The following is a 26,062-nucleotide window of genomic DNA, read 5'->3' as shown; positions in this document are numbered from 1 at the left end:
TCGCTCCGAAAGAGCGGTTTGACACGAAAAAGCCGGTCTGAAAGAATAAAGGCACAACGAAACGAACGAAACGCCCCGGAGAAACGGGCCTGAGGGTCCGGATCGACGGTGAACGCGTCCGTTTCTTGAGAACTCAACAGTGTGTTAAAAGCCAGTGTATGATGCACAACCCCGTCCCACCCGCTTCGGTGGGAGGACGGATTCCTTTGGTTGATGCACCTCGTCTCCTTTGCCGGGACGGGGATGCTTTCAGCCGGGAGAAACTCTGTAGACATTGTTTGGAGAGTTTGATCCTGGCTCAGGACGAACGCTGGCGGCGTGCTTAACACATGCAAGTCGAGCGGAAAGGCCCTTCGGGGTACTCGAGCGGCGAACGGGTGAGTAACACGTGAGTAACCTGCCCCTGACTCTGGGATAAGCCCGGGAAACTGGGTCTAATACCGGATACGACACGCTTCCGCATGGGATGCGTGTGGAAAGTTTTTCGGTTGGGGATGGACTCGCGGCCTATCAGCTTGTTGGTGGGGTAACGGCCTACCAAGGCGACGACGGGTAGCCGGCCTGAGAGGGCGACCGGCCACACTGGGACTGAGACACGGCCCAGACTCCTACGGGAGGCAGCAGTGGGGAATATTGCGCAATGGGCGGAAGCCTGACGCAGCGACGCCGCGTGGGGGATGACGGCCTTCGGGTTGTAAACCTCTTTCAGCAGGGACGAAGTTGACGTGTACCTGCAGAAGAAGCGCCGGCTAACTACGTGCCAGCAGCCGCGGTAATACGTAGGGCGCAAGCGTTGTCCGGAATTATTGGGCGTAAAGAGCTCGTAGGTGGCTTGTCGCGTCGGATGTGAAAGCTTGGGGCTTAACTCCAGGTCTGCATTCGATACGGGCTGGCTAGAGGTAGGCAGGGGAGAACGGAATTCCTGGTGTAGCGGTGAAATGCGCAGATATCAGGAGGAACACCGGTGGCGAAGGCGGTTCTCTGGGCCTTACCTGACGCTGAGGAGCGAAAGCGTGGGGAGCGAACAGGATTAGATACCCTGGTAGTCCACGCCGTAAACGTTGGGCGCTAGGTGTGGGGGCCTTCCACGGTTTCCGCGCCGTAGCTAACGCATTAAGCGCCCCGCCTGGGGAGTACGGCCGCAAGGCTAAAACTCAAAGGAATTGACGGGGGCCCGCACAAGCGGCGGAGCATGTTGCTTAATTCGACGCAACGCGAAGAACCTTACCAAGGCTTGACATCGCCCGGAAAGCTCTGGAGACAGAGCCCTCTTCGGACTGGGTGACAGGTGGTGCATGGCTGTCGTCAGCTCGTGTCGTGAGATGTTGGGTTAAGTCCCGCAACGAGCGCAACCCTTGCTCCATGTTGCCAGCACGCCCTTCGGGGTGGTGGGGACTCATGGGGGACTGCCGGGGTCAACTCGGAGGAAGGTGGGGATGACGTCAAGTCATCATGCCCCTTATGTCTTGGGCTGCAAACATGCTACAATGGCCGGTACAGAGGGTTGCGATACCGCAAGGTGGAGCGAATCCCTAAAAGCCGGTCTCAGTTCGGATTGGGGTCTGCAACTCGACCCCATGAAGTCGGAGTCGCTAGTAATCGCAGATCAGCAACGCTGCGGTGAATACGTTCCCGGGCCTTGTACACACCGCCCGTCACGTCACGAAAGTCGGCAACACCCGAAGCCCGTGGCCCAACCCTTTGGGGGGGAGCGGTCGAAGGTGGGGCTGGCGATTGGGACGAAGTCGTAACAAGGTAGCCGTACCGGAAGGTGCGGCTGGATCACCTCCTTTCTAAGGAGCATCCGATCAGCCGGCCCGCTCAGCGAGCGAGTCGATCTGATCCAGCCACGGTCGCAGGCGAGTGTCCTGCGCGTGGCGCGCTCATTAGTGGAGCACTGGCTAGTCAGTCGGACCGGGTCGCCGGGCCGCTAGTACCGCCTGCCCCCTTCGGGGGGACGGGAGTGGGAACGGGGTCGTCGGGGTGAGGTCCGGGTGAACACACTGTTGGGTCCTGAGGAAACGGACCAGCCGCCGTGCGGCGCCACTCGTGAAGAGTGGTGGCGTGTGGCGGCCAGCTTCGCGGGAGACCGCGCAGCTGGTGAGGTTCTGAGTTTCCCTCTGCGGGACCGTCCGCCTGTCATACCGGCTCGGATGAGGTGGAAGCTGTTGGCTTCCGGCTCGTGTGGGTGTCTGGTGGTGGGGTCGTGATGGTCGCTGCGTGTTGTTTGAGATTTGCATAGTGGACGCGAGCATCTTTGTGGCCAAGTTTTTTAGGGCACACGGTGGATGCCTTGGCATCAGGAGCCGATGAAGGACGTGGGAGGCTGCGTTAAGCCCCGGGGAGTCGCCAACCAGACGTTGATCCGGGGATGTCCGAATGGGGAAACCTAGCACCAGTCATGTGGTGTTGCCTCCGCCTGAATGTATAGGGCGGTTGGTGGTAACGCGGGGAAGTGAAACATCTCAGTACCCGTAGGAAGAGAAAACAAATAGTGATTCCGTGAGTAGTGGTGAGCGAAAGCGGAAGAGGCTAAACCGGGCGCGTGTTAAAGCCGGCGGGCGTTGCGTGTTCGGGGTTGTGGGACCTTCTTGTGGTTTCTGCCGGAGCCACGAGCAGTGAGAAATCGATGGGGTAGCCGAAGCTTCTGGGAAGGGGCGCCGGAGACCGTGAGAGCCGGGTAGGCGAAATCCTGTCGACTGCTGGAGGGGATCCCAAGTAGCACGGGGCCCGAGAAATCCTGTGTGAATCTGCCAGGACCACCTGGTAAGCCTAAATACTCCCTGATGACCGATAGTGCACTAGTACCGTGAGGGAAAGGTGAAAAGTGCCCCGGTGAGGGGTCGTGAAATAGTACCTGAAACCGTGTGCCTACAAGCCGTAGGAGCGTGAGCGGGGTTCGCCCTGCTCGTGATGTGACTGCGTGCCTTTTGAAGAATGAGCCTGCGAGTTGCGGTGTGTGGCGAGGTTAACCCGTGTGGGGTAGCCGTAGCGAAAGCGAGTCTGAATAGGGCGTTTGAGTCGCATGCTGCAGACCCGAAGCGGAGTGATCTAGGCATGGGCAGGTTGAAGCGCGGGTAAGACCGCGTGGAGGACCGAACCCACCAGGGTTGAAAACCTGGGGGATGACCTGTGTTTAGGGGTGAAAGGCCAATCAAACTCCGTGATAGCTGGTTCTCCCCGAAATGCATTTAGGTGCAGCGTCGCGTGTTTCTTGCCGGAGGTAGAGCACTGGATGGCCGATGGGCCCGACAAGGTTACTGACGTCAGCCAAACTCCGAATGCCGGTAAGTGAGAGCGTGGCAGTGAGACTGCGGGGGATAAGCTCCGTAGTCGAGAGGGAAACAGCCCAGACCACCGACTAAGGCCCCTAAGCGTGTGCTAAGTGGGAAAGGATGTGGAGTCGCAGTGACAACCAGGAGGTTGGCTTAGAAGCAGCCACCCTTGAAAGAGTGCGTAATAGCTCACTGGTCAAGTGATTCTGCGCCGACAATGTAGCGGGGCTCAAGTACACCGCCGAAGTCGTGGCATTCACACATCAACCCTGGCTTTTGTCGAGGGGTGTGGATGGGTAGGGGAGCGTCGTGCGGCCGGCGAAGCAGCGGAGTGATCCAGTTGTGGAGGCCGTGCGAGTGAGAATGCAGGCATGAGTAGCGAATCAGAAGTGAGAAACTTCTGCGCCGGATGACCAAGGGTTCCTGGGCCAGGCTAATCCGCCCAGGGTAAGTCGGGACCTAAGGCGAGGCCGACAGGCGTAGTCGATGGACAACGGGTTGATATTCCCGTACCCGCTGTGATGCGCCCATACTGAACCCAGTGATACTAAGGGTCCTTAAGCCCTCCGGGCCTTCGGGTCTGGGGTGAGGCTGAACGCCTGACCTGATCTGGTAGTAGGTAAGCGATGGGGTGACGCAGGAAGGTAGCCCATCCCAGGCGATGGTTGTTCCTGGGGTAAGCGTGTAGGGAGGACCGTAGGTAAATCCGCGGTCCGTATATCCTGAGACGTGATGCCGAGCCGATTGTGGCGAAGTGGGTGATCCTATGCTGCCGAGAAAAGCCTCTAGTGAGTGTCATGGCGGCCCGTACCCGAAACCGACTCAGGTGGTCAGGTAGAGAATACCAAGGCGATCGGGTGAACTGCGGTTAAGGAACTCGGCAAATTGCCCCCGTAACTTCGGGAGAAGGGGGGCCTTCGCTGGTGATGAGTCTTGCACTCGGAGCTGGTGGGGGCCGCAGAGGCCAGGGGGAAGCGACTGTTTACTAAAAACACAGGTCCGTGCGAAGTCGTAAGACGATGTATACGGACTGACGCCTGCCCGGTGCTGGAACGTTAAGGGGACCGCTTAGCATGCCTTCGGGTGTGCGAAGGTGAGAACTTAAGCGCCAGTAAACGGCGGTGGTAACTATAACCATCCTAAGGTAGCGAAATTCCTTGTCGGGTAAGTTCCGACCTGCACGAATGGCGTAACGACTTCCCCGCTGTCTCAACCGCAGACCCGGCGAAATTGCACTACGAGTAAAGATGCTCGTTACGCGCAGCAGGACGGAAAGACCCCGGGACCTTCACTACAGCTTGACATTGGCGTTTGGAACGGTTTGTGTAGGATAGGTGGGAGACGGTGAAGCTGGGACGCTAGTTCCGGTGGAGTCATTGGTGAAATACCACTCTGGTCGTTTTGGACGTCTAACTTGGGTCCGTGATCCGGATCAGGGACAGTGTCTGGTGGGTAGTTTAACTGGGGCGGTTGCCTCCTAAAGGGTAACGGAGGCGCCCAAAGGTTCCCTCAGCCTGGTTGGCAATCAGGTGTCGAGTGTAAGTGCACAAGGGAGCTTGACTGTGAGACCGGCGGGTCGAGCAGGAGCGAAAGCTGGGACTAGTGATCCGGCGGTGGCATGTGGAAGCGCCGTCGCTCAACGGCTAAAAGGTACCCCGGGGATAACAGGCTGATCTTCCCCAAGAGTCCATATCGACGGGATGGTTTGGCACCTCGATGTCGGCTCGTCGCATCCTGGGGCTGGAGTAGGTCCCAAGGGTTGGGCTGTTCGCCCATTAAAGCGGTACGCGAGCTGGGTTTAGAACGTCGCGAGACAGTTCGGTCCCTATCCGCTGCGCGCGCAGGAGACTTGAAAGGGGCTGTCCCTAGTACGAGAGGACCGGGACGGACGAACCTCTGGTGTGCCAGTTGTTCCGCCAGGAGCACGGCTGGTTGGCTACGTTCGGGAGGGATAACCGCTGAAAGCATCTAAGCGGGAAGCTTGCCTTGAGATGAGGTCTCCCACCCCGTGAGGGGGTAAGGCTCCCAATAGACGATTGGGTTGATAGGCCGGAGGTGGAAGCGCAGTAATGTGTGGAGCTGACCGGTACTAATAGGCCGAGGACTTGACCATAAAGCATTCGTGTGGTTTTCTGCAGCGCTCTGTACTCTTCGCCGGGTCCGGAGCAGCGCGTGATCACTGGTTTTGCTCGCGTCCACTGTGTGATTCTGAGGCAGCAGGCACCGTCTGCACCCCCGGAGCCGGCTGGTTTTCGGGTTGGGTGCGTGTGTTTGTGTGTTTCATAGTGTTACGGCGGTTATGGCGAAGGGGAAACACCCGGTTACATTCCGAACCCGGAAGTTAAGCTCTTCAGCGCCGATGGTACTGCACCGGGGACGGTGTGGGAGAGTAGGTCGCCGCCGGACAATCTTTTGGAGAGGGCCGCCCCCTGGTTTCACCGGGGGAGCGGCCCTTTCTGTGTTTCCGGGGTTCTCTCGCGATTCATGCATGTTTTTCCACTGCCCGGGTGAGGCGCTTTTTTAGTATGTGCGGTTCTTTTCCATCTGCCGGGATTCTCGTGTCCAAACGTCAGACGGGCTTTTGTTCGAGCGCGTTCGGCGCGAACCGGCTGGGGATCGTGGCTCCCGACGGGCCGCGGGACCGACACGACCTGAAGTCTCCGCCGGCGCCTCGGAACCTCCGGGAAGCGCCCATGGCCCCAGTCGGCACGCCTGAAGTCTCTGGGAAGCGTTCGGAGCCTCAGGGCGGGGTCTCGGATGACGCGCTCGGGGTCTCAGGCGTGGAGCTCGCCGGAGAGGACGGTCACCGCCCGGCCCGACAGCTCGACGCGGTCCCCCCGCACGGTCGTGCGTATCGTCCCGCCCCGCTCGGAGAGCTGCTCCCCGAGGAGGGTGGCCGGGCCGAGCTTGGCCGTCCAGTACGGCGCCAGGGCGCAGTGGGCCGAACCGGTGACCGGGTCCTCCGGGACGCCGACCCTGGGGGCGAAGAACCGCGAGACGTAGTCGACGCCGGGACGAGCCGAGGGGGCGGTCACGATGACCCCTCGGGCGTCCACGGCCGCCAGGGCGGGGAAGTCGGGGGAGACGGCGCGTACGGCGTCCTCGGACTCCACCTCCACGAGGTAGTCCCAGACGTTCTTGCCTGCCCACCGGGGAGTGACCCCCAGCGCCTCCGTCAGCCCCTCCGGCGGATCGGTCTCCTCCAGGGGCTTGGCGGGGAAGTCCATGGTGATCAGACCTGTTTCGTCCCTGGTCACGGCGAGGATTCCGCTCTTCGTGGCGAACTTCAGGGTTTCCGGAGCCGTTCCGGTGGAATACAGGACGTGCGCCGTCGCCAAGGTCGCGTGTCCGCACAGGGCCACCTCGGTCGCCGGGGTGAACCAGCGGAGCGAGTACGGCTCGCCGGCCTCTCCTCCGAGGAGGAAGGCGGTCTCGGAGTGCCGCATCTCCGCGGCGAGGGCCTGCATCCAGGCGTCCGGTGCCGGATTGTCGAGTAGGCAGACCCCCGCCGGGTTACCCTTGAAAAACTGGTCGGTAAATGAATCGACCGTGTAGATGCGCATGTCCATAATGCTAGTCGTGATGCAATATCCGCCCAGAAGTGGGTATGAGGGTCGGGTGGACCAGTGCGCTAGCCGTACAAAGTGGGAATAAGCCCTGGGCGTGTCGCGCGGCGAACTTCAATTCGTCGGTTACCGTCCAAGGTGGAGGGACAAGCCGGCTGCGGCGTGGTCCTGTAGGAAAGGACGAGCCGATGGGGGCAGTGCGCAAGGTGGCGACATACCTTGGCCTGAGCGGTGTGGAGGACTACGACGAGTCCTACGAGTACGTGGACGACGTCGAAGGCGAGGGTGAGGACTGGCAGTCCGCGTCGGAGCGCGCGGCCAGGCGCTGGCACTCGACCAGCGAGCCCTCGCAGATCGTGATGCTGACGCCGCGCAAGTACAACGACGCGCCGCTCATCGGGCGGCACTTCCGTGACGGTCAGACGGTCATCATGGACGTCAACTGCATGAGCACCGCCGAGGCCACCCGGATGGTCGACTTCGCGGCGGGTCTGGCCTACGGCTGCGAGGGCCGTATCGAGCGCATCGCCGAGAAGGTCTTCCTGCTGGCGCCCGCCGACGTGGAGATCACCACCGGCTGACCCTTTCGATCTTGGAACGTGCCCGGAGATGCCACGCCGCCTCCGGGCACGTCCGTGTCCGGAGGCGGCGTGACCTGGGTTCCGGTTCCGTGCATCTCCGTCCGGTCGCCCGCGCAGGGTGGGACGACCCGCAGGACGGAACCTAGCGGGCGCGGGGGCCCCTGCGGAGCAGACGGGTCAGCTCGGCGAGGTCCGCCGCCGCGTCCTGGACGCGCTTCTCGTTCTCCCGGGCGTACTCGTGCAGCGCCCACACGGCGCCCTCCGCCAGTTCCCGCAGTTCGGAGAGCTGCGCGGTGACGTACTCGGCGTCGGCCCGCTCGCGCCTGCGCCGGTGCCAGAGCCCGTAGCCGCCCGCCGCGAACAGGGCCAGCGCGAGACCCGCGAGGGGGAGCGTCGCCGAGGTGGCGAACGCCGTCGCCAGTACGGCCACGCCGAAGGCGAGGAGCGCGTAACCCATCCAGGGACGGCCGCGGTCCGGCACACCCTCGACGGAGATCCGCTCCTCGGCCGCGGCCAGCGACTCGGGGTCCGGACCCTCGGGACGGAGCACCACGCTGTGTCCCAGGATCGGCATGGTGACCGACTCCGGAGGCTCGGCCTGGGTGGTCGTGACGAGGGTCTCCGCGGCGGACCGCACGATGGGCGCGGCCACGTGCAGGGCGATGCCCGCGAGGTGCAGGTCGGAGCCCGGCCGCAGGTCGGCGAGGAGATGGTCGATGAGCGAGCCGGGCGGCGTCTCGGGCTCGGCGGAGCCGATCAGGTGGCGTAGCGCGACGAGGAGCTTCTCCTCGGCTTCCGCGGGCCTTCCCTCGGGGGTGGCCGGTTTGCGGCCGGAGCCGTTCTGCCGGGTGGAGGTGATCTCGGTGCAGCGGCCGCGGAGGCGGGCGAGCTGTGCGGCGGCCTCAACCGGCTCGGCCAGCTCGGGAAGCTCGGCGAGCTCGGGGAAGTCGACCAGCGAGGGCGGCACCACCATCGCGGGCTCGTGCGGGGTCAGCGCGCTCAGCCAGCGTTCGGGCTCGGTGTGCGCGGGGATCGCCACCGCGTCGAGCCTGCGGAGCACGAAGATCTTGCCGGCGGGGCCGTACGCGCCCCGGGCGGCGGCGAGCCAGAGCGCGCGCTGGCCGTGGGTCACCGGCTGGTCCAGCGACAGCTCGCCGAAGGCGATGCCGAGCCAGGAGGCGTGGATCTGCTCGCCCTGCCCGGCGACGGCCAGGGCGAGGCAGAGGAAGAGCGCGGTCCGCCGGCCGTCGAGCTGGGCGGCGCGGCCGAGGGGTTCGAGGGCGTCCTCGCCCCGCAGGATCATCTCAAGCGCCTGGACGGCGGGCCTCAGCCAGTGCTCGGGCGCGTCCGCGGCCTCCGGTGGCATCGGGAGGCCGGCGCCGGTTCCGGCGGTCAGGCTTGTCAGGAGCGCCTCGGCGTAGCGGTGCGACTCCGTTCCGATGCGGGGGCTCGCGGTCAGGTCCGTGCTCAAGGCAGAGAACTCTCCGAAATCGTGACCGACTGACCGCGCCAGCGTAGTGCGATCCGGTCATCCCCGTCGGGAGGCGCGCCGAATCCAACTTTGCCGGATGATCGCCTCGATTTACCGAATCAAGGCGATCATTCGGTCGATGATCTCACATGCGCTCGGGCACCGGGATACCGAGCAGGTCCAGGCCGGTCACCAGGACGCGCAGGGTCAGCGCGAGCAGAGCCAGGCGCGAGGCGCGGGTGGCCGGCTCGACACCCTCCTTGAGCACGGGGCAGTGCTCGTAGAAGGTGGTGAGGGTGCTCGCGGTCTCGAAGAGGTAGGCGGCGAGCTTGTGCGGGACCGAACCCTCGGCCATCTCCAGCACGGCCGGGGCGAACCCGAGGAGCTGGAGGGCGAGGGCGCGCTCGGCCGGGTGGCCGAGGACGATCGGTCCGGTCGCCTCCGCCGGGTCGATCCCCCCCCTGCGGAAGATGGAGCGGATCCGGGCGGTGGCGTACTGCAGGTAGGGGCCGGTGTTGCCGGTCAGGGCGAGCATGCGGTCGAAGTCGAAGACGTACTCGCTGTCGTGGCTGACCGACAGGTCGGCGTACTTGACCGCGCCCATGCCGACGGCGTGCGCGATCTCCGCGCGGGTCGCCTCGTCGTAGTCGCGTTCGGCGATCACCGCGGCGGCCCTGGTCTCGGCCTCGGCGAGCAGGTCGAGCAGCTTGATGGACTCGCCGCTGCGGGTCTTGAACATCTTGCCGTCGCTGCCCAGCACGCTGCCGATCTGGACGTGCTCGGCGTTGACGTGGTCGGGCAGCCAGCCGGCCATCCGGGCGGAGGCGAACAGCATCGACATGTGCAGGGCCTGGGTGGCGCCGATCACGTAGAGGATGCGGTCGGCCTTGAGGTCCTGGACGCGGTAGCGGATCGTCGCCATGTCGGTGGTGGCGTAGCCGTACCCGCCGTCGCTCTTGCGGATCATGAACGGGAGCGGCTGGCCCTCGCGGCCGGTGAAGCCGGACGGGAAGACGCAGAGCGCGCCTTCGCTGATCACGGCGATGCCGTGCTCCTGCAGTTCGTCGCAGACCTGGGCGAGCATGGGGTTGTACATGCTCTCGCCGGCGATGTCGGCGTCGGTCAGCGTCACGCCGAGCTGGGTGTAGACCTTGTTGAAGTAGCGGACCGTGGCGTCCATGAAGATGTGCCACAGGCGCATGGTCTCCGGCTCCTCGGCCTGGAGGGTGACCACGCGGGCGCGGGCGCGCCGGTTGAACTCGGGGTCGCTGTCGAACTTCGCGCGGGCGGCCTGGTAGTAGGCGTTGCCCTCGCCGGCCTCCAGCTGCGCCACGGCGGCGTCCTCGCCGATGTCGAGGAGGTGCTCGATGAGCATGCCGAACGGGGTGCCCCAGTCGCCCAGGTGGTTCTGCCGGACGACCCGGTTGCCGAGGTGCTCGTGGACGCGGACGAGCGCGTCACCGACGATGGTGGTGCGCAGGTGGCCGACGTGCATCTCCTTGGCCGCGTTGGGCGCGGAGTAGTCGATCACGACGGTCTGCGACGACGCGGTCTCGGGGACGCCGGCCCGCGGGTCGGTGAGCAGCTCGGCGACCTGGCCGGTGATCCAGTCGTCGGAGAGGGTGATGTTCAGGAAGCCGGGGCCGCTGACCTCGACGGTGCCGGGGAAGGGCCGGCCCTCCCCGCTCGCGCCGGAGAGGCGGTCGGCGATCTCCTGGGCGACCTCGCGCGGGGCCCGTCGCAGTCGCTTGCTCAGACTCATCGCGACGTTCGCCTGGTAGTCGGCGAACTGCGAGGGACGGATCAGCGGGTCTGCGGTGGCGTACTCCGCACCGAATGCGGCGGCCAGCGCCTGCTGGACGCGCTCGGTGAGCACGAGCTGCGGGTCGGTCATGCATCAAGGGTATCGGTTGGCCTGCGGTGAACCGGCGATATATCGACCGATGACATGATCTTGAAAATGGCCGCCGGCGAGGTCGTGCGGGGTTCGCGTCGCCTCGTCCGGTGATCTCACTGGACGCGGTGGTTCCACCCACGCGAGGGGTCTGTCCGGTGCGCGGTTCCAGCGGTCTCACTCGTGCGGCGGTCTCACCCCGGGTGGCCGTCGCCGGGGTTCGACGGGGACGCCGCCGGTGATGAGGGCGGGGATGCGGGCGGGGACGGCCGTCCCCAGAGGCGGTGCGGCCGGGAGGAGGCCAGGCGCTCTCCCACCCGCGCCACCACCCCCCGCCGGGCCAGCTCGGCCGCCAGGACGCACGCGGCGCTGACGCCGCCGGCCCGGGACGCCCCGTGCGCGATGACCACGGTTCCGTTCAGGCCGAGCAGTACGGCCCCGCCGTGGACCTCCGGGTCGAGCCGACGGTGGAGGCCCCTAAGACGCCTGCGCTGCAGCAGGCCGCCCAGCCGGGCCGCGTGGCTCTCCCGGAGCGTGGCGCCCAGCTCCGAGAAGGCGTAGCGGACGCTGCCCTCCATGGTCTTGAGCGCCACATTGCCGGTGAAGCCGTCGGTGACGATGACGTCGGCCACCCCGGTGAGCAGGTCGTGTCCCTCGATGTTGCCGGTGAAGTTCAGTCCCGGCGCGGCGGCCAGCAGTTCGTGGGCCCGCCGGACGAGCTTGTTGCCCTTCTCCGGTTCGCTGCCGATGGTGAGCAGGCCGATCCTGGGGTCGGGGATGTCCAGGCAGGCCTGTGCGTAGGCGGCGCCGAGGTGGGCGAACTGCACCAGCATCTCGGGCTTGACCTCGGCGTTCGCTCCGGCGTCCAGCAGGATGGTGGGGACGGGCCGGGTCGGCAGGGCGACCGCGATGGCGGGCCGGAGCACCCCGGGCTGGCTGCGGAGCCGTAGCTTGCCGGTGGCGACCACCCCGGCGGTGGATCCGGCGGAGACCACGGCGCAGGCGTCGCCCCGCCGTACGAGGTGGCAGGCGACGGCGATGCTGGAGCGCGGGCGGCGCAGGCTCGCCAGGGCGCCCTCGTCCATGGCGAGGGCCTCCTCGGCCCGCACGATGGGGATCTCGGTGAGCGCGTCGTGCCGGGCGAGCGCCTCGTGGAGGGGTCGGGGCGCGCCCACGAGGAGGACGGGCACCCCGTGTTCCCGTACGGCCCGCACGGCCCCCGCGACGATCTCGTCGGGAGCGTGGTCGCCGCCCATGGCGTCCAGGGCGATGGGCGGGACGCCTGGGGCGTCGGTGTCAGGCAAGCGGTCACCTCGTGCGGGAAAGGGGATGCCCGCATCGTAGGCGGGACGACCGCGGGCTCGGTTCTCCGGGGTGCCGGGGCTCACCGGTGCGGGGCTCAGCGTCTGGGGGGAAGGTTCCAGTCGGTGGTCTCCCGCGAGATGACGATCTTCCCGAAGGCGACGTTGCCGACGACCCTGATGACGGGCCCGTCCGCGGCGCCGACGCCGCCGGAGATGCTGCGCTTGGCGAACAGTGCGCCGACCTCGTCGATGACGTGGGAGTTCTCGGGGACCCTGACGATCATTTTGCTGAAGCGGCAGTCGACCTCAAGGGTGATCTCCCGGCCGGGGAGCACGGCGTCGGACAGGTCGACGATCAGGGCGCCGAAGGTGGCGTTCAGCGCCGTGTGGCGTCCGGCGATCCAGCGCCCGTCGCGGATCACCTTGCTGAAGACCGCGCCGATCTCCTGCCGGACGGGGGCGGCGCCGGTGCCGGCCGGGGTGGTGTCGGGCAGGTCGCGGATGATCGGGGCGAGCTCGCCCACGGTCACGGAGTTGTAGGTCGCCTCCAGGCGGTCGGCGTGTTCGAGGCTGGTGAGCCTGCCGGAGGCGAGGGCTTCGCTCAGCACGCTCGCCACGCGGTCGCGGTCGGCGTCGGAGGCGCGCAGCGCGGGGTCGGACCCGTGCGGGGCCAGGCCGGACACGCGGGCGGCGGGGTCGAGGGAGGTCATGCGCCGATTGTACGCGGACAAGATATATCGCGATAGGTGAATCCGGTGATTTCCGGAGGAGTGCCGCCGGGCCGGCCGGAGCGCCGGGGAGGGCGGGGCACCGGGTCGGCCGGAGCGCCGGGGAGGGCGGGGTGCGTGGAGGGTCGTGCGGCTCGGCGCCGGAAGGGCGGTGGGGAAGGTGCGCCGTCCGGCGGGAAAGCCAAAGGCCGGGACGTGGAGGACTCCGTATCCGCCGCGATCGGTCAAGCGGGCACCCGGGGACGGGAGGGCCCGGACCAGGAGGGTAATCAGCTGGCCAAAGGCCGATCTCGCGCCGTCGGGCCTGGGATACAAATGCCGAGCGGTTCCCGGCCGGCGCGTTCACCGCGCACCCTTCACATCGCGCCCGCCGGCGACACAGGGTCCAGAGCCCGCTTCCCGAAAAGAGTCCGGGAACGAAGCGGGCCGAAGAGAAGCTGGGAAGGCAACCATGAAGAAGATCATCAAGACGGCCGTGGCCGTCGCGGCGTTCGGCGTCGCGGCGACGGTGTGCGCCCCCGCCCAGGCGGCGACGGACAGCGGTATCGGCGGGAACAACAACCTGCTGGGCATCCTCGGCCTGCAGCTCGACAACCTCAACCTGCTCGGCCAGCCGATCGGGTCGCTCGGCCTCAACGGCGGCGGCGAGACGGGCGTGCCGCCCATGATGATGCCGCTGGGCGGCGGCATGCCGATGGGCGGGATGCCCATGGGTGGCATGCCGATGGGCGGCATGCCCATGGGCGCGCAGATGGGCGCGCAGATGGGCGGGATGCCGATGGGCGGCATGCCGCTGGTGGTCATGGGCCGCTGACGGCGGCCGGGCGGTGCCCGCGTGGACGATCGTGGGCGCCACCGGACGGTCCGGTTCCGTCCCCGCGGATCATTCCGCGGGGACGGAACCCGGGACGGGCGCCGGCCGCGGCGTTCGCCGGGGGCCGGATGACCGTGACGAGGAGAGGGGGCGGCCGACATGTGTCGGCCGCCCCTCTCCGTCGTGCCGCGCGCCGCGACCGGCCGCCGAAGTCCGGTCTCGCGCGCCTTCCGGGTGGACGTAAGGTGCGCCGCGTTTCCCGGGGCCGGGGATCCCGTGCGGGTCTCCCGAACGCTCCGGGGCCGCGCGGGCCCGCTCGGGCTCAGGCCCCCGGCGCCCGTACGGCGGTGCGGCGGGCGATCTGGGCCTGGAGCCGCGCCATCTGCCAGTGCAGCTCGATGAGCTGCTCGGCGAGCTGGAGGCGGGGAATCTCGGATGGGTCCTCGACGGCCAGGTGGTCGATCGCGGTCGACAGCTCTCGCAACGCGCTCCCCCACTCCATGACGGCTTCCAATGATCGAACCAACGTTCGAATCATAGCGGAACGCTGATCGTCGTGTCAGCGGATCGGGGCGGACGCGCCGGAGACGCGCCGGGGGCCCCGTTCGGCGCGCCGGGACGCGCCCGGGCGGGCGGCCCTCCGGCGGTCCCGGCCGGGGCGGTCCCGAGCGGGACGGCGCGGCGGCGGTCAGCTCTCGTAGACCGGCGCGATGTAGCCGCGGGCCACGGTGTGCGCGGTGATGTTGAAACCGATCACGGCCGGCGGGGTGTCGGGGCCCAGGTCGAGCTTGTCCACGTCGAGGGCGTGCACCGCGAAGATGTAGCGGTGCGGCAGGCCGGGCGGCGGGGCGGCGCCACCGTAGGCGTTGGCGCTGTAGTCGTTGCGGCCGTGGGTGCCGAACCCGCCGTCGGCGCTCCCGGCGCCCCTCGGCAGCTCCGTCACGTCGGCGGGGATGTCGAACAGCAGCCAGTGCCAGAACCCGCTGCCGGTGGGGGCGTCGGGGTCGTAGCAGGTGACGGCGTAGCTCAGCGTGCCCTCGGGGGCGCCGGACCAGCGCAGGTGCGGGGAGAGGTTCTCCCCGGTGAAGCCCCAGTCGTCGAACACGTGGGTCTGGGACATGGTCTCGCCGTCGCGGACGTCGTCGCTCTCGACGGTCAGCGCGGGGACCTCGGGCAGGAAGTCGTAGGGGATCGGTGGCCGCGAGGACACAGGTTCACCTCCGGTGGGACGGTCTTTCGGACCTTCCCATCTTGCCCGGGTCAGGCGTTGTAGGCGGCGAGGACCGTCTTCGGGTCGCCGTCCATCTTGATCTTCCCCTTGTGCAGCCAGATGACCCGGTTGCAGGTCTCCTCGATCACGTCGAGGTTGTGGGCGACGAGGAAGACCGTGCCGGCCTCCTGGCGCATCTGCTTGATGCGCTCCTGGCTCTTGCGCTTGAACTCGCGGTCGCCGGTGGCCAGGGCCTCGTCGATGAGCAGCACGTCGTGGGACTTGGCCGAGGCGATGGCGAAGCGCAGGCGGGCGCCCATGCCCGAGGAGTAGGTGGACATGGGGAACTGTACGAACTCCCCGATGCCGGAGAAGTCGACGATGTCGTCGTACTTCTCCTTGACCTGCGCGGGGTTCATGCCCATGGCGTAGCAGCCGAGCACGATGTTGCGCTCGCCGGTGAGCTCGCGCATCAGCGCGGCGTTGACGCCGAGCAGGGACGGCTGGCCGTCGGTGTAGACGGCGCCGGAGTGCGGCGGCAGCAGGCCGGCGATGGCGCGCAGCATCGTGGACTTGCCGGAGCCGTTGCGGCCGACGATGCCGATGGCGTCGCCGTGGTAGGCCACGAAGGACACGCCGCGTACGGCGTGCACCTCCTTCATCTGGGGCCGCCCCTGGCGCTTGACGAGGCGCATCAGGGCGTTGGCGGCGTTGCCCTTCTCGTTGTCGGTGGCCGCGCCGTACACGCGGTAGATGATGTGCAGGTCGTCCACGATGACCGTGGGGACGCGCTCCTTGTCCTTGCCGGCGGGCTCGGGGTCAGGGTGCACCCTGACGTCCGTCTTGGGGACGCCGGGCTCCTCGGCCTTCACGTGCGACAGCTCCTCGGTCAACTCAGCCACGGCCGTACTTCTCCTCGGCTCGCCAGAAGTACCAGAAGCCACCGATCAGGGCGAACACTGCCCAGAATACGCAGACCTGCCAGATATAGGGGCGCAGCTCGTGCGTTTTCATGAGTAGATCGCGCATGAGCTCCATGTAGGCGGCGGCCGGGTTGAAGTACATGACGTCGGCGATCCACTGCGGCAGGTGCGCGGCGTTCACGACCCGGTCCTGGATGGAGAAGAACACCCCGGAGGCGTACAGCCAGGTGCGCATGATGAAGGGCAGCAGCTGGTTCAGGTCGCGGGCCGAGGCGCCGACGCGGGCCAGGACCAGGCTCGCGCCGATGTTGAACATGGTCTGCAGTGCCAGGGCGACCGGGACGAGGAGCCAGAGCCACGTGGGCAGCTCGCCGGTGATGACCACGAGCACGACCAGCACGCCCATGGAGATCAGCAGCTGCTGGAACTCCTGGATGGTGTAGGCGAGGGGGAGCGCCGCGCGGGGGAAGTGCAGGGCGCGGATCAGCGACAGGTTGCCGGAGATCGACTTGGCGCCGCTGCTCACCGAGCGCTGGGTGTAGGTGAAGACGAACATCCCGGTGATGAGGAACGCCGGGTAGTTCTCGATGCCGCCCTTGGCCCCCAGGATGAGGCCGAACATCACGTAGTAGATCGCCGCGTTGAGCAGCGGCGTGAGGACCTGCCACAGCTGGCCCAGGGCTGAGTTGCTGTACTTCGAGACGTTGCGCGCGGTGGCGTACGTCGTGATGAAGTGCCGTCGTTCCCACAACTGGCGCAGGTAGACGGGCAGACTGGGGCGTGCGATGGCACGCCGAAGTCCGTAACGCTCGGCGAGCTTGGCCAGCGGCTCCTGCCCCTTGGTGGGGGTGCCGTTCTTCGGGCCGCCCGCCTGGGCGTCCGCGATCGCGGATTCCGGCTGGCTCATGGCAAGGACTCTATTGGATGCGAGTGGTTGAAGTGCCTGCGGCGGGGGTCCGCCGCACACATTGGACGGGATCTCCGAGAAAGAGGTTCCACGGCAATTCGCGTGGTTTGCCGGTGGGCCTCAGGTCCCCCGTGCCCCGCCCAACGTTAGCCCAGCTCAAGGTCATCAGAGGGGCAATGGGTGCGAGCACTGCCGGTGCGCCGGTATTTTAGCCTGGTCGTTCACGTCCCACATGTGCCTCTATGTCTGGTTAATACCTCGATGGGAGCTTGTGGGGGCGGTGCTGGCAGACTTATGACGTTGAACCGGCACTGGCGTGACCGAACTGCAACATCACAGAGGCGACTCGGTGTGGAGCGGTACGGGATAGTCGCGTCTGACTGGTGTGGCGTCGGCACGTTGCCCAGGGTGACGGGGACCCGAGGACCACAAGATCCTCTTCCGTTGTGCCCCGGTCTTCGGCAGTTCATCGGCGGCGTCCGCCTGTAAAGGGAGGAAAAACCTACAATGCGCGTTACTAACGGCGCACGGATCATCGCTGGCACCGCGCTGCTCGCGCTCGGGCTCGCCGCGTGTGGCAGCGAGTCCTCCACCAGCGGGGGGTCGGCCGCCGGCGGCGACCAGCCCGTGCGCATGGAGCTGGGTGAGCCGCAGAAGCTCTTCTACCCCGGCGACACCACCGAGTCCGAGGGCGCGGAGGTCCTGGCCGCGATCTTCGCCCCGCTCGTCGACTACGACGAGAACAAGCAGGTCGTCAACGACGTCGCCGAGTCGATCAAGACCACCGACAACAAGGTCTGGACGATCAAGATCAAGCCGGGCTACACCTGGCACAACGGTGAGAAGCTGATCGCCCAGAACTACGTGGACGCCTGGAACTACGCGGCCGACCAGGACAACGCGCAGGGCGCCAACGGCTTCTTCAGCCGCGTCGAGGGCTGGGCCGACCTGAACCCGGGCGAGGGCAAGACCGTCTCCGCCAAGGGGATGAAGGGCCTCAAGGCCGTCGACGAGACCACCTTCAAGGTGACCCTCAGCAAGCCGTTCTCGCAGTTCAAGACGATGCTCGGCTACACCGCGTTCTACCCGCTGCCCAAGGCGGCCTTCGGCCCCGACGGCAAGATCACCGACGCGTACGCCAAGCAGCCGATCGGCCAGGGCTACTTCAAGCTCGACAAGCCCTACAACAAGGGCACCGACCAGACGATCGACCTCACCCGCTACGACAAGTTCCCGGGGGAGAAGCCGAAGTTCGACAAGCTCCAGTTCAAGCTCTACACGAGCCCGGAGACCGCGTTCAACGACCTGGTCGCCGGAAACCTGGACGTCCACGACTCGCTGCCTCCGTCGGCCATCTCCCGGGCCAAGACCGAGCTGGGCGAGCGCTACATCGACGCGGCCGACGCCGGCGTCGGCTACATCGGCTTCCCGCTGCAGTACAACAAGATCTACTCGAACGTGAAGGTGCGCGAGGCCATCTCCATGGCCATCGACCGCAAGACGATCGCCGAGACCGTCTTCTCCGGCACCCGCGCCCCGGCCGACGACTTCATCAACCCGCTGCTGGACGGCTACCGCCAGGGCGCCTGCGCCGTCTGCAACTACGACCCGGCCAAGGCCAAGGAGCAGTACGCGGCCGCGGGCGGCCCGAAGACGCTGGAGCTGGGCTACAACACCGACGGCCCGCACAAGGAGTGGATCGAGGCCGTCGCCAACAACCTCCGCGCCAACCTCGGCGTGCAGGTCACGGTCAAGCCGTTCGAGAAGTTCGCCTCGATCCTCGACGACCTGGACAAGAAGAGCTACACCGGCATGTTCCGCATGGGCTGGGCGATCGACTACCCGTCCGCGGAGAACTACCTGACCCCGGTCTTCTCCACCGTCGCGATCAAGACCGGCTCCAACTACGCCGGCTGGTCCAACAAGCAGTTCGACGAGCTGCTGGCGAAGGGCGACGCCGCCCCGACCCAGGAGGAGGGCCTGAAGTACTACCAGCAGGCCGACGACGTCCTGATCAAGGACCTGCCGTACATCCCGGTGTACTTCTACCGGACCAACGCGGCCTTCTCCCAGCACATCAAGGGCGTCAAGATCAACCTCCTCAACCAGGTCGACTGGACCAAGGTCGAGAAGGTCGCCTGACCCACGCCCCGCGGGCCGGGCGCCGAGCCCGGCCGCACGAACCGCCTCACGGCCGCGGCCCTTCCCGGCACCACCACCCCCGGGTGCCGGAAGGAGGGCCGCGGCGGGGCACAAGGGAGGCTTGAATGGGCCGCTACATCATCAGGCGCCTGATCCAGGCGATACCCGTCCTACTGGGCGCCACCCTGCTCATCTACGCCATCGTCTTCGCGCTGCCCGGTGACCCCATCGCGGCGCTGGCGGGCGAGAAGCGGATGGACCCCAACATCGTCGCCATCCTGCGCGACCAGTACCACCTGAACGACCCGTTCATCGTGCAGTACTGGTACTACCTCACGGGACTGTTCCGCGGTGACTTCGGCAAGACCTTCGCCGGCGTGCCGGTGACGGACCTCATGGCCGGCAAGTTCCAGGTGACCATCAACCTGGCGGCGACGGCGCTGGTCCTGGAGGCGGTCATCGGCATCGGCCTCGGCCTGTACGCGGCGCTGCGCCGCGGCCGGCCCGCGGACTCGCTGATCCTCGCCTCGACGCTGGTGCTGATCTCCATCCCCACGCTGGTCACCGGCTTCGTGCTCCAGCTGCTGCTGGGCGTCAAGCTCAAGACGGCCGGGGTCGACCTGTTCCCCATCGCGGGCGTGACGGAGGGCTGGCGCAGCTACCTGCTGCCCGGCTTCGTGCTCGCCGGGGTGTCGATCGCCTACCTCACCCGGCTCACCCGGACCAGCCTGGCCGAGACCCTGCGCGCCGACTACATCCGCACGGCGGTGGCCAAGGGCCTGCCCCGCCGCCGGGTCGTCGGGCGGCACGCGCTGCGCAACGCGCTGATCCCGCTCGTCACCTTCATCGGCGCCGACCTCGGCGCGCTGATGGGCGGCGCGGTGATCACCGAGACGATCTTCAACCTGCCCGGCATCGGCCAGCAGCTGTTCAGCTCCGTCTACCTGCGCGAGCAGTCCGTGGTCGTCGGGATCGTGACCGTGCTGGTGCTGGTCTACATCCTGGCGAACCTGGTCGTCGACCTGCTGTACGCCGTGCTCGACCCGAGGATCCGCTATGAGTGACACGATCGCGCCGTCCGCCCGGCGCCGCAAGCACGGCGGCGGGACCGCCAAGCCGCCCAAGGCGGCGAGCCTGTGGAGCGACGCCTGGCACGACCTGCGCCGCCGCCCCCTCTTCATCGGCTCGGCCGTCCTCATCGCGGTCATCCTGGTCATCGCGGTGTTCCCCGGGCTCTTCACCTCGGTCGACCCGCTCAACGCCGCCAGCTGCGAACTCGCCAAGGCGCGGCAGCCGATGAGCGGCGCCCACTTCTTCGGCACCGACAACCTCGGCTGCGACGTCTACGCGCGCACCCTCTACGGCGCCCGCAACTCGATCGTGGTCGGCCTGAGCACCACGATCGTCACCGCGGTCGTCGGCGGGCTGTTCGGCCTGGTCGCCGGGTTCAAGGGCGGTGCGGTGGACACCCTGTTCTCCCGGATCACCGAGATCTTCTTCGCGATCCCGTCGATCCTGGGCGCCCTGCTCATCCTCGCGGTCTTCCGTACCGGCAACGTCTGGACCGTCACGCTGGCGCTGGCCGTACTGGCCTGGCCGATGACGTTCCGCATCATGCGCGCCGCGGTGATCACCGCCAAGAGCCAGGACTACGTCGTCGCCGCGCGGGCGCTCGGCGCCTCGGCGCCGAGGATCATGTTCCGGCACATCCTGCCGAACGCCGTCGCGCCGGTGATCGTGGTCTCTACGATCAATCTGGGCACGTTCATCGCGGCCGAGGCGGGCCTGTCGTTCCTCGGCGTCGGTCTGCGCTCCCCGGACATCTCCTGGGGTCTGATGATCTCCGACGCCCGGGAGCGGTTCCTGGAGGCTCCGGCTCCGCTGCTGTTCCCGGCGCTGTTCCTGAGCCTGACCGTGCTGGCCTTCATCATGCTGGGCGACGCCGTGCGCGACGCCCTCGACCCGAAGCTGCGGTAAGGGGGACCCGCTGTGAAGAAGACCTCGACGCCGGTGCTGCCGGCGCGGACGGCCCCGGGCGACGGTCCGCTGCTCGCCGTCGACGACCTGCACGTGGAGTTCGCCACCCGGCAGGGCGTCGTCAAGGCGGTCAACGGGGTCAGCTACTCGCTGAACCCCGGCGAGACCCTCGCCGTGCTCGGCGAGTCCGGGTCCGGCAAGTCGGTGACCGCGCAGGCCATCATGGGCATCCTCGACATGCCGCCGGCCCGCATCCCCCGCGGCGAGATCCGCTTCCGCGGCACCGACCTGCTGCGGCTGCCGGAGGACCAGCGGGCGCAGGTCCGCGGCCAGCGCATCTCGATGATCTTCCAGGACGCGCTCTCCGCGCTGAACCCGGTGTTCACCGTGGGCTGGCAGATCAGCGAGATGTTCCGGGTCCACCGCGGCATGTCCCGCCGCGACGCCACGAAGAAGGCCGTCGAGCTGATGGACCGGGTCCGCATCCCCGCGGCCCGGCAGCGGGTGAACGACTACCCGCACCAGTTCTCCGGCGGCATGCGCCAGCGCATCATGATCGCGATGGCGATCGCGCTCGACCCGGAGGTGCTGATCGCCGACGAGCCCACCACGGCGCTCGACGTGACGGTGCAGGCCCAGATCATGGAGCTGCTCGCCGAGCTCCAGCGCGAGAGCAACATGGGCCTGATCCTCATCACCCACGACCTCGGCGTCGTGGCGGACGTGGCCGACAAGATCGCGGTCATGTACGGCGGGCGGATCGTGGAGAACGCCCTGGTGCACGACATCTACCGGTCGCCCGCCCACCCGTACACCAAGGGCCTGCTGGACTCCATCCCCAGGGTGGACCTCAAGGGCCAGGAGCTGTACGCCATCAAGGGCATGCCGCCGAACCTGCTGGACATGCCGCAGGGCTGCGCCTTCCACCCCCGGTGCCCCTACCGTCAGGACGACTGCGTCACCGACACGCCACCGCTGTACGAGATCGGGCCGACCCGCGGCAGCGCGTGCCACTACTGGAGGGAGGTCTTCGATGACAGCCGCAGGTGAGCCGATCCTGGAGGTCCGCGACCTGGTCAAGCACTTCCCGCTGCACCAGGGCATCCTGCTGAAGAAGCAGGTCGGCGCGATCAAGGCCGTCGACGGGGTCTCCTTCGACCTGCGCCGCGGCGAGACGCTCGGCATCGTGGGCGAGTCCGGCTGCGGCAAGTCCACGCTGGCCAAGGTGCTGATGGCGCTGGAGCGGCCGACCTCCGGCTCGGTGAAGATCAACGGCCGGGAGATCGCGAACGCCCGGGGGTCCGAGCTCAAGAAGGTCCGCCGCAACATCCAGATGGTGATGCAGGACCCCTACACCTCGCTGAACCCCCGGATGACCGTGGGCGACATCATCGGCGAGCCGTACGAGATCCACCCCGAGGTCGCGCCCAAGGGCGACCGCCGCCGCAGGGTGCAGGAGCTGCTGGAGGTCGTGGGGCTCAACCCCGAGCACGTCAACCGCTACCCGCACCAGTTCTCCGGCGGCCAGCGCCAGCGCATCGGCATCGCCCGCGGCCTGGCGCTCCAGCCGGAGATCATCGTCTGCGACGAGCCGGTGTCCGCGCTCGACGTGTCGATCCAGGCGCAGGTCGTCAACCTGCTGGAGCGGCTGCAGCGGGAGTTCGGCCTCGCCTACATCTTCATCGCCCACGACCTGTCGGTGGTCCGCCACATCTCCGACCGGGTCGGCGTGATGTACCTGGGCAAGATGGTGGAGATCGGCACCGACGTGGAGATCTACGATCGGCCCGCGCACCCGTACACCCAGGCGCTGCTGTCGGCGGTGCCGGTGCCCGACCCCGACGGGCGTGAGCGGCGCGAGCGGATCGTGCTGCAGGGTGACCCGCCGTCCCCGGCCAACCCGCCGTCGGGCTGCCGGTTCCGCACCCGGTGCTGGAAGGCGCAGGACATCTGCGCCCAGCAGGAGCCGCTGCTGCAGATCAGGCCCGGCACCGGGCACGCCAGCGCCTGCCACTTCGCCGAGACCCACGACGTGGTGCACGTGTAGGGGCCATCTCCGCTCATACGGCTCGTACGGCGGGCGGTCGCGCGACGCGCCGGCCGCGCCGCCGGCCGGGCGCGTGAGGTTCCCGGGGCCGTACGGCCCGCCGGTCCCGGCCGGGCGCCGGAGACGACCGAAGGGCGGTGCCCCCACACGGTGACGTGCGGGGGCACCGCCCTTTTCGGTGCTCGGAGAAGCCGGCCGGCGCCCGCCGGCAGTGCGCGGAACCGGCCGGCGGCATCGCTCCTTAGAGGACGCCGATGCCCAGGTTGCCGACGCCGATGAGGCCGCCGATGCCCGTGCCGTTGCCCACGACGCCGGTGCCGGGGCTGAGGGTGTTGATGTTGTTGCCGCCGCCGAGGTAGCCGCCGCCGCCGAGGCCGTAGCCCCCCGGGACGAGCCCGCCGCCGTAGTAGCCGCCGCCGCCGTAGAAGCCGCCGCCGTAGCAGCCGGCGCCGTAGCCGAAGCAGTTGCCGCCGGCGAGGGCGACACCGCTGTAGCCGAAGCAGTTGGCGGAGCTGGCGACGGCGACCGGGGTGACGACCTGGCCGTAGGTGACGGTGCTGGTCGGGATGAAGGCGCCGGCACCGCAGCAGTTGGCCGTCTTGGCCGTGGACGCCGAGGCGGCGACGGCCGGGGCGAGGACGGCGAGGCCGACGCACGCCGAGGTGACGAGAAGACGACGAATCATTTGTGTTCCCCCCGAAAGGAAATCGCGCCAGTGATTGGCCTTGACACTCCGCGTATGCGCGTGACCACGCGAAGTAGCGAGAGTGAGACTATCCAGCGGCACGTCTACGGGCGGTGCCAAGAAGGTCAGGCGGCGGCAATGATCGCAGCACCATAGCGGTGCACAAGCGGGCATAACACCCGCGCAGCGCCGTACGGCCACGCCCGTTGCGGTCCCGCGCGTCGCAACGGACGGCGGAGACCGCGGGGGCCGCGGGCGGCGCCGGGCTGGAGGGGAGGGGTGCCCGTCATGGGCGGGCGAGTCACGGGCGGGCGGTGCGGGGCGCGCGGGTCACGGGTGGACCGACAGACGCACGTGGGCGCGGGGGGCAGGCCCAGCCGCTGCGAGGCGTCGCCCGCGTGGACCGCCAGCGACAGCAGCCCCGCCGAATCGGTGAAGGCGACCAGCTCACCCGGCGCGACGGCGGCGAACGTCTCGCGGAACGGCACGGTGACGTGCCGCCTGCCCAGCCAGACCACCAGCGTGCCGCCGGGGCGCGCGCCCAGCGTGTCCAGGTCGCCCCCGGTGACCGAGAGCTGGGTGTTGCCGTGGCCGTCCACCGACAGCACCTCGCCCTCCACCGTGCCCTCGCGCACCCGCGAGGTCGGCGCGGGCAGCGAGACCAGCCGGTCGAGCGGGATCGGCGGCCCCAGCTCGGGCGGCCGGCGCCCGACCGTCAGGAACGCCGCCACGGGCGCGAAGACGTCGCGGCCGTGGAAGGTCGGTGCGACGGGCCGGTGGAAGAACTCCTCGTTGGTGAGCTCGTAGGCCGCCCGCGCGCCGCCGTTCGCCTGGACCGCCCATGACAGCACCCCGTTGTCCGGCCCCAGGAACACGTGGTCGCCCGCCTCGATCGCCACGGCGCGCCGGGCCCCGCCCCCGGGGTCCACCACGGCGATGTGGACGGCGGGCGGCATGTGGGGGACCGTCTGCGCCAGGATCGCCGCCGCGCGCCGCACATCCCCCGTCGGGACCTGGTGGCACACGTCGATGATCCGCGCCTCCGGTGATATGCCGACGATCACGCCGTGGCAGGAGGCGACGTAGCCGTCCTGCAGGCCGTAGTCAGTGAGAATGGTGATGACTGAGGTCACACCTGGTGACTGTACGTCGGGGCCTCCGCCGTGAACAGACAGAAATTCCGGACTATCCTGACTTCCGGGCGCGTGCCCGGCGTCGTCGCCGGGTGCCCGACCGAGGAGGAGGGCGATGGACGGCGCACCGATCCCCGGCGACGACGCCGGCGCCGGACGCGAGCCGGACGCCCGTGCCCTCACCGAACGGGAGCGGGAACTGCTGGCCTTCGAGCGCCGATGGTGGCGCCGCCCCGGCGCGAAGGAGCAGGCCATCCGGCAGACCTTCGGCGTCTCGGCCACCCGCTACTACCAGCTGCTCGGTGAGCTCGTCGACCGTCCGGAGGCGCTGGCCCACGACCCGATGCTGGTCAAGCGCCTGCGCCGGCTCCGCGAGACGCGCCGCCGCGACCGGGACGTCCGCCGCGCAGGCCCGGCGGCCCCGCCCGATGCCTCGCCCGGCGCGCCGCCCGGCGACCCCGGTGATAACCCCTATTTCGGATAAATCATCAAATAGAGGGGTACGGCACTGCGAGCGGGCACCCCGGCGGACGCCGGGCGAGCCGGTGAGACGACGGTGAGCCGGTGATCCGGCGAGACGACCGGGCCGACGACGGAGCGAGCGAGCATGACCACTGACTTCCCTGACGGACTGCGCGCGATCACGGCCGACCCCGCGGGGGCGGTGATCGGGGTGGACTTCGACGGCACGCTCGCCCCGATCGTGCCCGACCCCGCCGACGCCAGGATCCATCCGGACGGCGTCGCCGTACTGACCAGGCTCGGCCGCCTGGTCGGCGCCGTGGCGGTCGTCACCGGCCGCCCGGCGGCCACCGCCGTGGAGTACGGCTCCCTGGCCGGGATACCCGGGGTCGTCGTGCTCGGCCACTACGGCTTCGAACGCTGGGAGGCGGACACGGTCACCTCACCGCCGCCGCACCCCGGCCTGGATCGGGCGCGGGCGGACCTGCCCCGGCTGGTCGAGCCGTTCGACGGGGTCGTGATCGAGGACAAGGAGCGGGCGCTGGCCGTGCACACCCGGCGGGCCCACGACCCCCAGGGCGTGCTCGTCGCGCTGCGCGACCCGATCACCGAACTGGCCGTCGAGACCGGGCTGGCGGTGGAGCCGGGCAAGTTCGTGCTGGAGCTTCGCCCGCCGGGGATGGACAAGGGGATGGCGCTCGGCGCGTTCCTGCGCGAGCGCGGCGCGCGCTCGGTGCTGTTCGCCGGCGACGACCTCGGGGACATCGCGGCGTTCGAGGCCGTACGGACGTCGGGCCTGCCCGGCGTGACGGTGTTCAGCGGGTCGGCCGAGCTGGAGGTGGAGGCCGACATCGTGGTGGACGGTCCCGACGGGGTGATGAAGCTGTTCGCCTCGATCGCCGACGCGATCGAGGCCGGGGGGACGGACCGCGCCTGAGCCGGG

General features: G+C 68.1%; 19 protein-coding genes, 3 rRNA genes and 1 pseudogene. 12 read left to right on the top strand and 11 right to left on the bottom strand.

Translation table 11 applies throughout. From position 1 onward, the window contains the following. The first annotated feature begins 275 nt into the window (after nucleotides 1-275). From ACQP10_RS35470 to rrf, 3 genes are all read left to right on the top strand, one after another. A 16S ribosomal RNA gene (locus tag ACQP10_RS35470) occupies nucleotides 276-1,793 on the top strand. A gap of 468 nt (nucleotides 1,794-2,261) precedes the next feature. Further along, nucleotides 2,262-5,388, top strand: a 23S ribosomal RNA gene (locus ACQP10_RS35465). 176 nt (nucleotides 5,389-5,564) lie between these two features. Beyond that, nucleotides 5,565-5,681: ribosomal RNA gene (rrf, locus tag ACQP10_RS35460) — 5S ribosomal RNA — on the top strand. The 16S, 23S and 5S rRNA genes sit together here, the layout of an rRNA operon. A gap of 368 nt (nucleotides 5,682-6,049) precedes the next feature. On the opposite strand, the gene ACQP10_RS35455 is transcribed toward rrf, so the two are convergent. Further along, nucleotides 6,050-6,838, bottom strand: coding sequence for a PhzF family phenazine biosynthesis protein (locus ACQP10_RS35455; protein WP_433540488.1), 789 nt, complete (start codon nucleotides 6,836-6,838; stop codon nucleotides 6,050-6,052). A gap of 191 nt (nucleotides 6,839-7,029) precedes the next feature. Between ACQP10_RS35455 and ACQP10_RS35450 the strand changes: the two genes are divergently transcribed. Beyond that, entirely contained in the window at nucleotides 7,030-7,422 is a 393-nt protein-coding gene (locus tag ACQP10_RS35450; RefSeq protein WP_179817696.1) for a cell division protein SepF, read from the top strand. A 142-nt stretch (nucleotides 7,423-7,564) separates the two neighbouring features. On the opposite strand, the gene ACQP10_RS35445 is transcribed toward ACQP10_RS35450, so the two are convergent. The 4 genes from ACQP10_RS35445 to ACQP10_RS35430 form a co-directional block, all read right to left on the bottom strand. Beyond that, complete coding sequence (locus ACQP10_RS35445) at nucleotides 7,565-8,893, bottom strand: hypothetical protein (RefSeq protein WP_390000420.1); 1,329 nt, start codon at nucleotides 8,891-8,893, stop codon at nucleotides 7,565-7,567. 145 nt (nucleotides 8,894-9,038) lie between these two features. After that, a complete protein-coding gene (gene argS / locus ACQP10_RS35440) occupies nucleotides 9,039-10,787 on the bottom strand; it encodes an arginine--tRNA ligase (protein WP_390000423.1) in 1,749 nt (582 codons plus the stop codon). Between the two features lie 194 nt (nucleotides 10,788-10,981). Next, a complete protein-coding gene (gene plsX / locus ACQP10_RS35435) occupies nucleotides 10,982-12,043 on the bottom strand; it encodes a phosphate acyltransferase PlsX (protein WP_346019699.1) in 1,062 nt (353 codons plus the stop codon). Nucleotides 12,044-12,186: 143 nt separating this feature from the next. Continuing rightward, the gene (locus tag ACQP10_RS35430) at nucleotides 12,187-12,801 is read right to left on the bottom strand and encodes a DUF1707 SHOCT-like domain-containing protein (protein ID WP_346018635.1); all 615 of its coding nucleotides are present in this window, start codon (nucleotides 12,799-12,801) and stop codon (nucleotides 12,187-12,189) included. A 469-nt stretch (nucleotides 12,802-13,270) separates the two neighbouring features. Here ACQP10_RS35430 and ACQP10_RS35425 point away from each other — a divergent pair, with 469 nt between their 5' ends. Beyond that, nucleotides 13,271-13,633, top strand: a complete 363-nt coding sequence (locus ACQP10_RS35425; protein ID WP_346018636.1) for a hypothetical protein — start codon at nucleotides 13,271-13,273, stop codon at nucleotides 13,631-13,633. A 322-nt stretch (nucleotides 13,634-13,955) separates the two neighbouring features. Here the strand turns inward: ACQP10_RS35425 and ACQP10_RS35420 are convergent, their stop codons facing one another. The 4 genes from ACQP10_RS35420 to ACQP10_RS35405 all read right to left on the bottom strand — a co-directional run bounded on the left by ACQP10_RS35420 (nucleotide 13,956) and on the right by ACQP10_RS35405 (nucleotide 16,673). Then, entirely contained in the window at nucleotides 13,956-14,159 is a 204-nt protein-coding gene (locus ACQP10_RS35420; RefSeq protein ID WP_246424517.1) for a hypothetical protein, read from the bottom strand. 162 nt (nucleotides 14,160-14,321) lie between these two features. Next, nucleotides 14,322-14,843, bottom strand: a complete 522-nt coding sequence (locus tag ACQP10_RS35415; RefSeq protein WP_390000434.1) for a YbhB/YbcL family Raf kinase inhibitor-like protein — start codon at nucleotides 14,841-14,843, stop codon at nucleotides 14,322-14,324. 50 nt (nucleotides 14,844-14,893) lie between these two features. Then, nucleotides 14,894-15,745 (bottom strand): ABC transporter ATP-binding protein, encoded by an 852-nt coding sequence (locus ACQP10_RS35410; protein ID WP_179826189.1) that lies wholly within the window; start codon nucleotides 15,743-15,745, stop codon nucleotides 14,894-14,896. Beyond that, nucleotides 15,738-16,673: an ABC transporter permease gene (locus tag ACQP10_RS35405; RefSeq protein ID WP_179826187.1), complete on the bottom strand. Its 936-nt coding sequence runs from the start codon at nucleotides 16,671-16,673 to the stop codon at nucleotides 15,738-15,740. The genes ACQP10_RS35410 and ACQP10_RS35405 overlap by 8 nt, the downstream gene beginning before the upstream one ends. A 507-nt stretch (nucleotides 16,674-17,180) precedes the next feature. On the opposite strand from ACQP10_RS35405, the gene ACQP10_RS35400 reads away from it, so the two are divergent. The 5 genes from ACQP10_RS35400 to ACQP10_RS35380 all read left to right on the top strand — a co-directional run bounded on the left by ACQP10_RS35400 (nucleotide 17,181) and on the right by ACQP10_RS35380 (nucleotide 22,839). Beyond that, nucleotides 17,181-18,815, top strand: a complete 1,635-nt coding sequence (locus ACQP10_RS35400) for a peptide ABC transporter substrate-binding protein (RefSeq protein ID WP_346018638.1) — start codon at nucleotides 17,181-17,183, stop codon at nucleotides 18,813-18,815. Nucleotides 18,816-18,940: 125 nt separating this feature from the next. After that, nucleotides 18,941-19,879, top strand: coding sequence for an ABC transporter permease (locus tag ACQP10_RS35395; RefSeq protein WP_179826183.1), 939 nt, complete (start codon nucleotides 18,941-18,943; stop codon nucleotides 19,877-19,879). Then, on the top strand, nucleotides 19,872-20,792 hold the full coding sequence (locus ACQP10_RS35390; protein ID WP_179826181.1) for an ABC transporter permease: 921 nt from the start codon (nucleotides 19,872-19,874) through the stop codon (nucleotides 20,790-20,792). The genes ACQP10_RS35395 and ACQP10_RS35390 overlap by 8 nt, the downstream gene beginning before the upstream one ends. Nucleotides 20,793-20,804: 12 nt before the next feature. Next, nucleotides 20,805-21,842: an ABC transporter ATP-binding protein gene (locus ACQP10_RS35385; protein ID WP_390000444.1), complete on the top strand. Its 1,038-nt coding sequence runs from the start codon at nucleotides 20,805-20,807 to the stop codon at nucleotides 21,840-21,842. Beyond that, nucleotides 21,826-22,839, top strand: coding sequence for an ABC transporter ATP-binding protein (locus ACQP10_RS35380; RefSeq protein WP_346018640.1), 1,014 nt, complete (start codon nucleotides 21,826-21,828; stop codon nucleotides 22,837-22,839). Before ACQP10_RS35385 ends, ACQP10_RS35380 begins: the two co-directional genes overlap by 17 nt. Nucleotides 22,840-23,080: 241 nt before the next feature. Here the strand turns inward: ACQP10_RS35380 and ACQP10_RS35375 are convergent, their stop codons facing one another. Together ACQP10_RS35375 and ACQP10_RS35370 are read right to left on the bottom strand one after the other, a co-directional pair. Beyond that, the gene (locus ACQP10_RS35375) at nucleotides 23,081-23,524 is read right to left on the bottom strand and encodes a hypothetical protein (protein ID WP_346018641.1); all 444 of its coding nucleotides are present in this window, start codon (nucleotides 23,522-23,524) and stop codon (nucleotides 23,081-23,083) included. 125 nt (nucleotides 23,525-23,649) lie between these two features. Then, a complete protein-coding gene (locus ACQP10_RS35370) occupies nucleotides 23,650-24,657 on the bottom strand; it encodes an SAM hydrolase/SAM-dependent halogenase family protein (RefSeq protein WP_433540487.1) in 1,008 nt (335 codons plus the stop codon). Between the two features lie 115 nt (nucleotides 24,658-24,772). Here ACQP10_RS35370 and ACQP10_RS35365 point away from each other — a divergent pair. After that, nucleotides 24,773-25,069: pseudogene (locus ACQP10_RS35365) on the top strand (DUF3263 domain-containing protein); the annotation flags it as partial. Nucleotides 25,070-25,264: 195 nt separating this feature from the next. Beyond that, entirely contained in the window at nucleotides 25,265-26,056 is a 792-nt protein-coding gene (gene otsB, locus ACQP10_RS35360) for a trehalose-phosphatase (protein ID WP_179826170.1), read from the top strand. Nucleotides 26,057-26,062 lie beyond the last annotated feature (6 nt).

Source organism: Streptosporangium sandarakinum, assembly GCF_050942225.1.
In the GTDB taxonomy this organism is placed as follows: Bacteria; Actinomycetota; Actinomycetes; order Streptosporangiales; family Streptosporangiaceae; genus Streptosporangium; species Streptosporangium nondiastaticum.
This window is presented reverse-complemented; position numbering and strand designations above follow the sequence as displayed.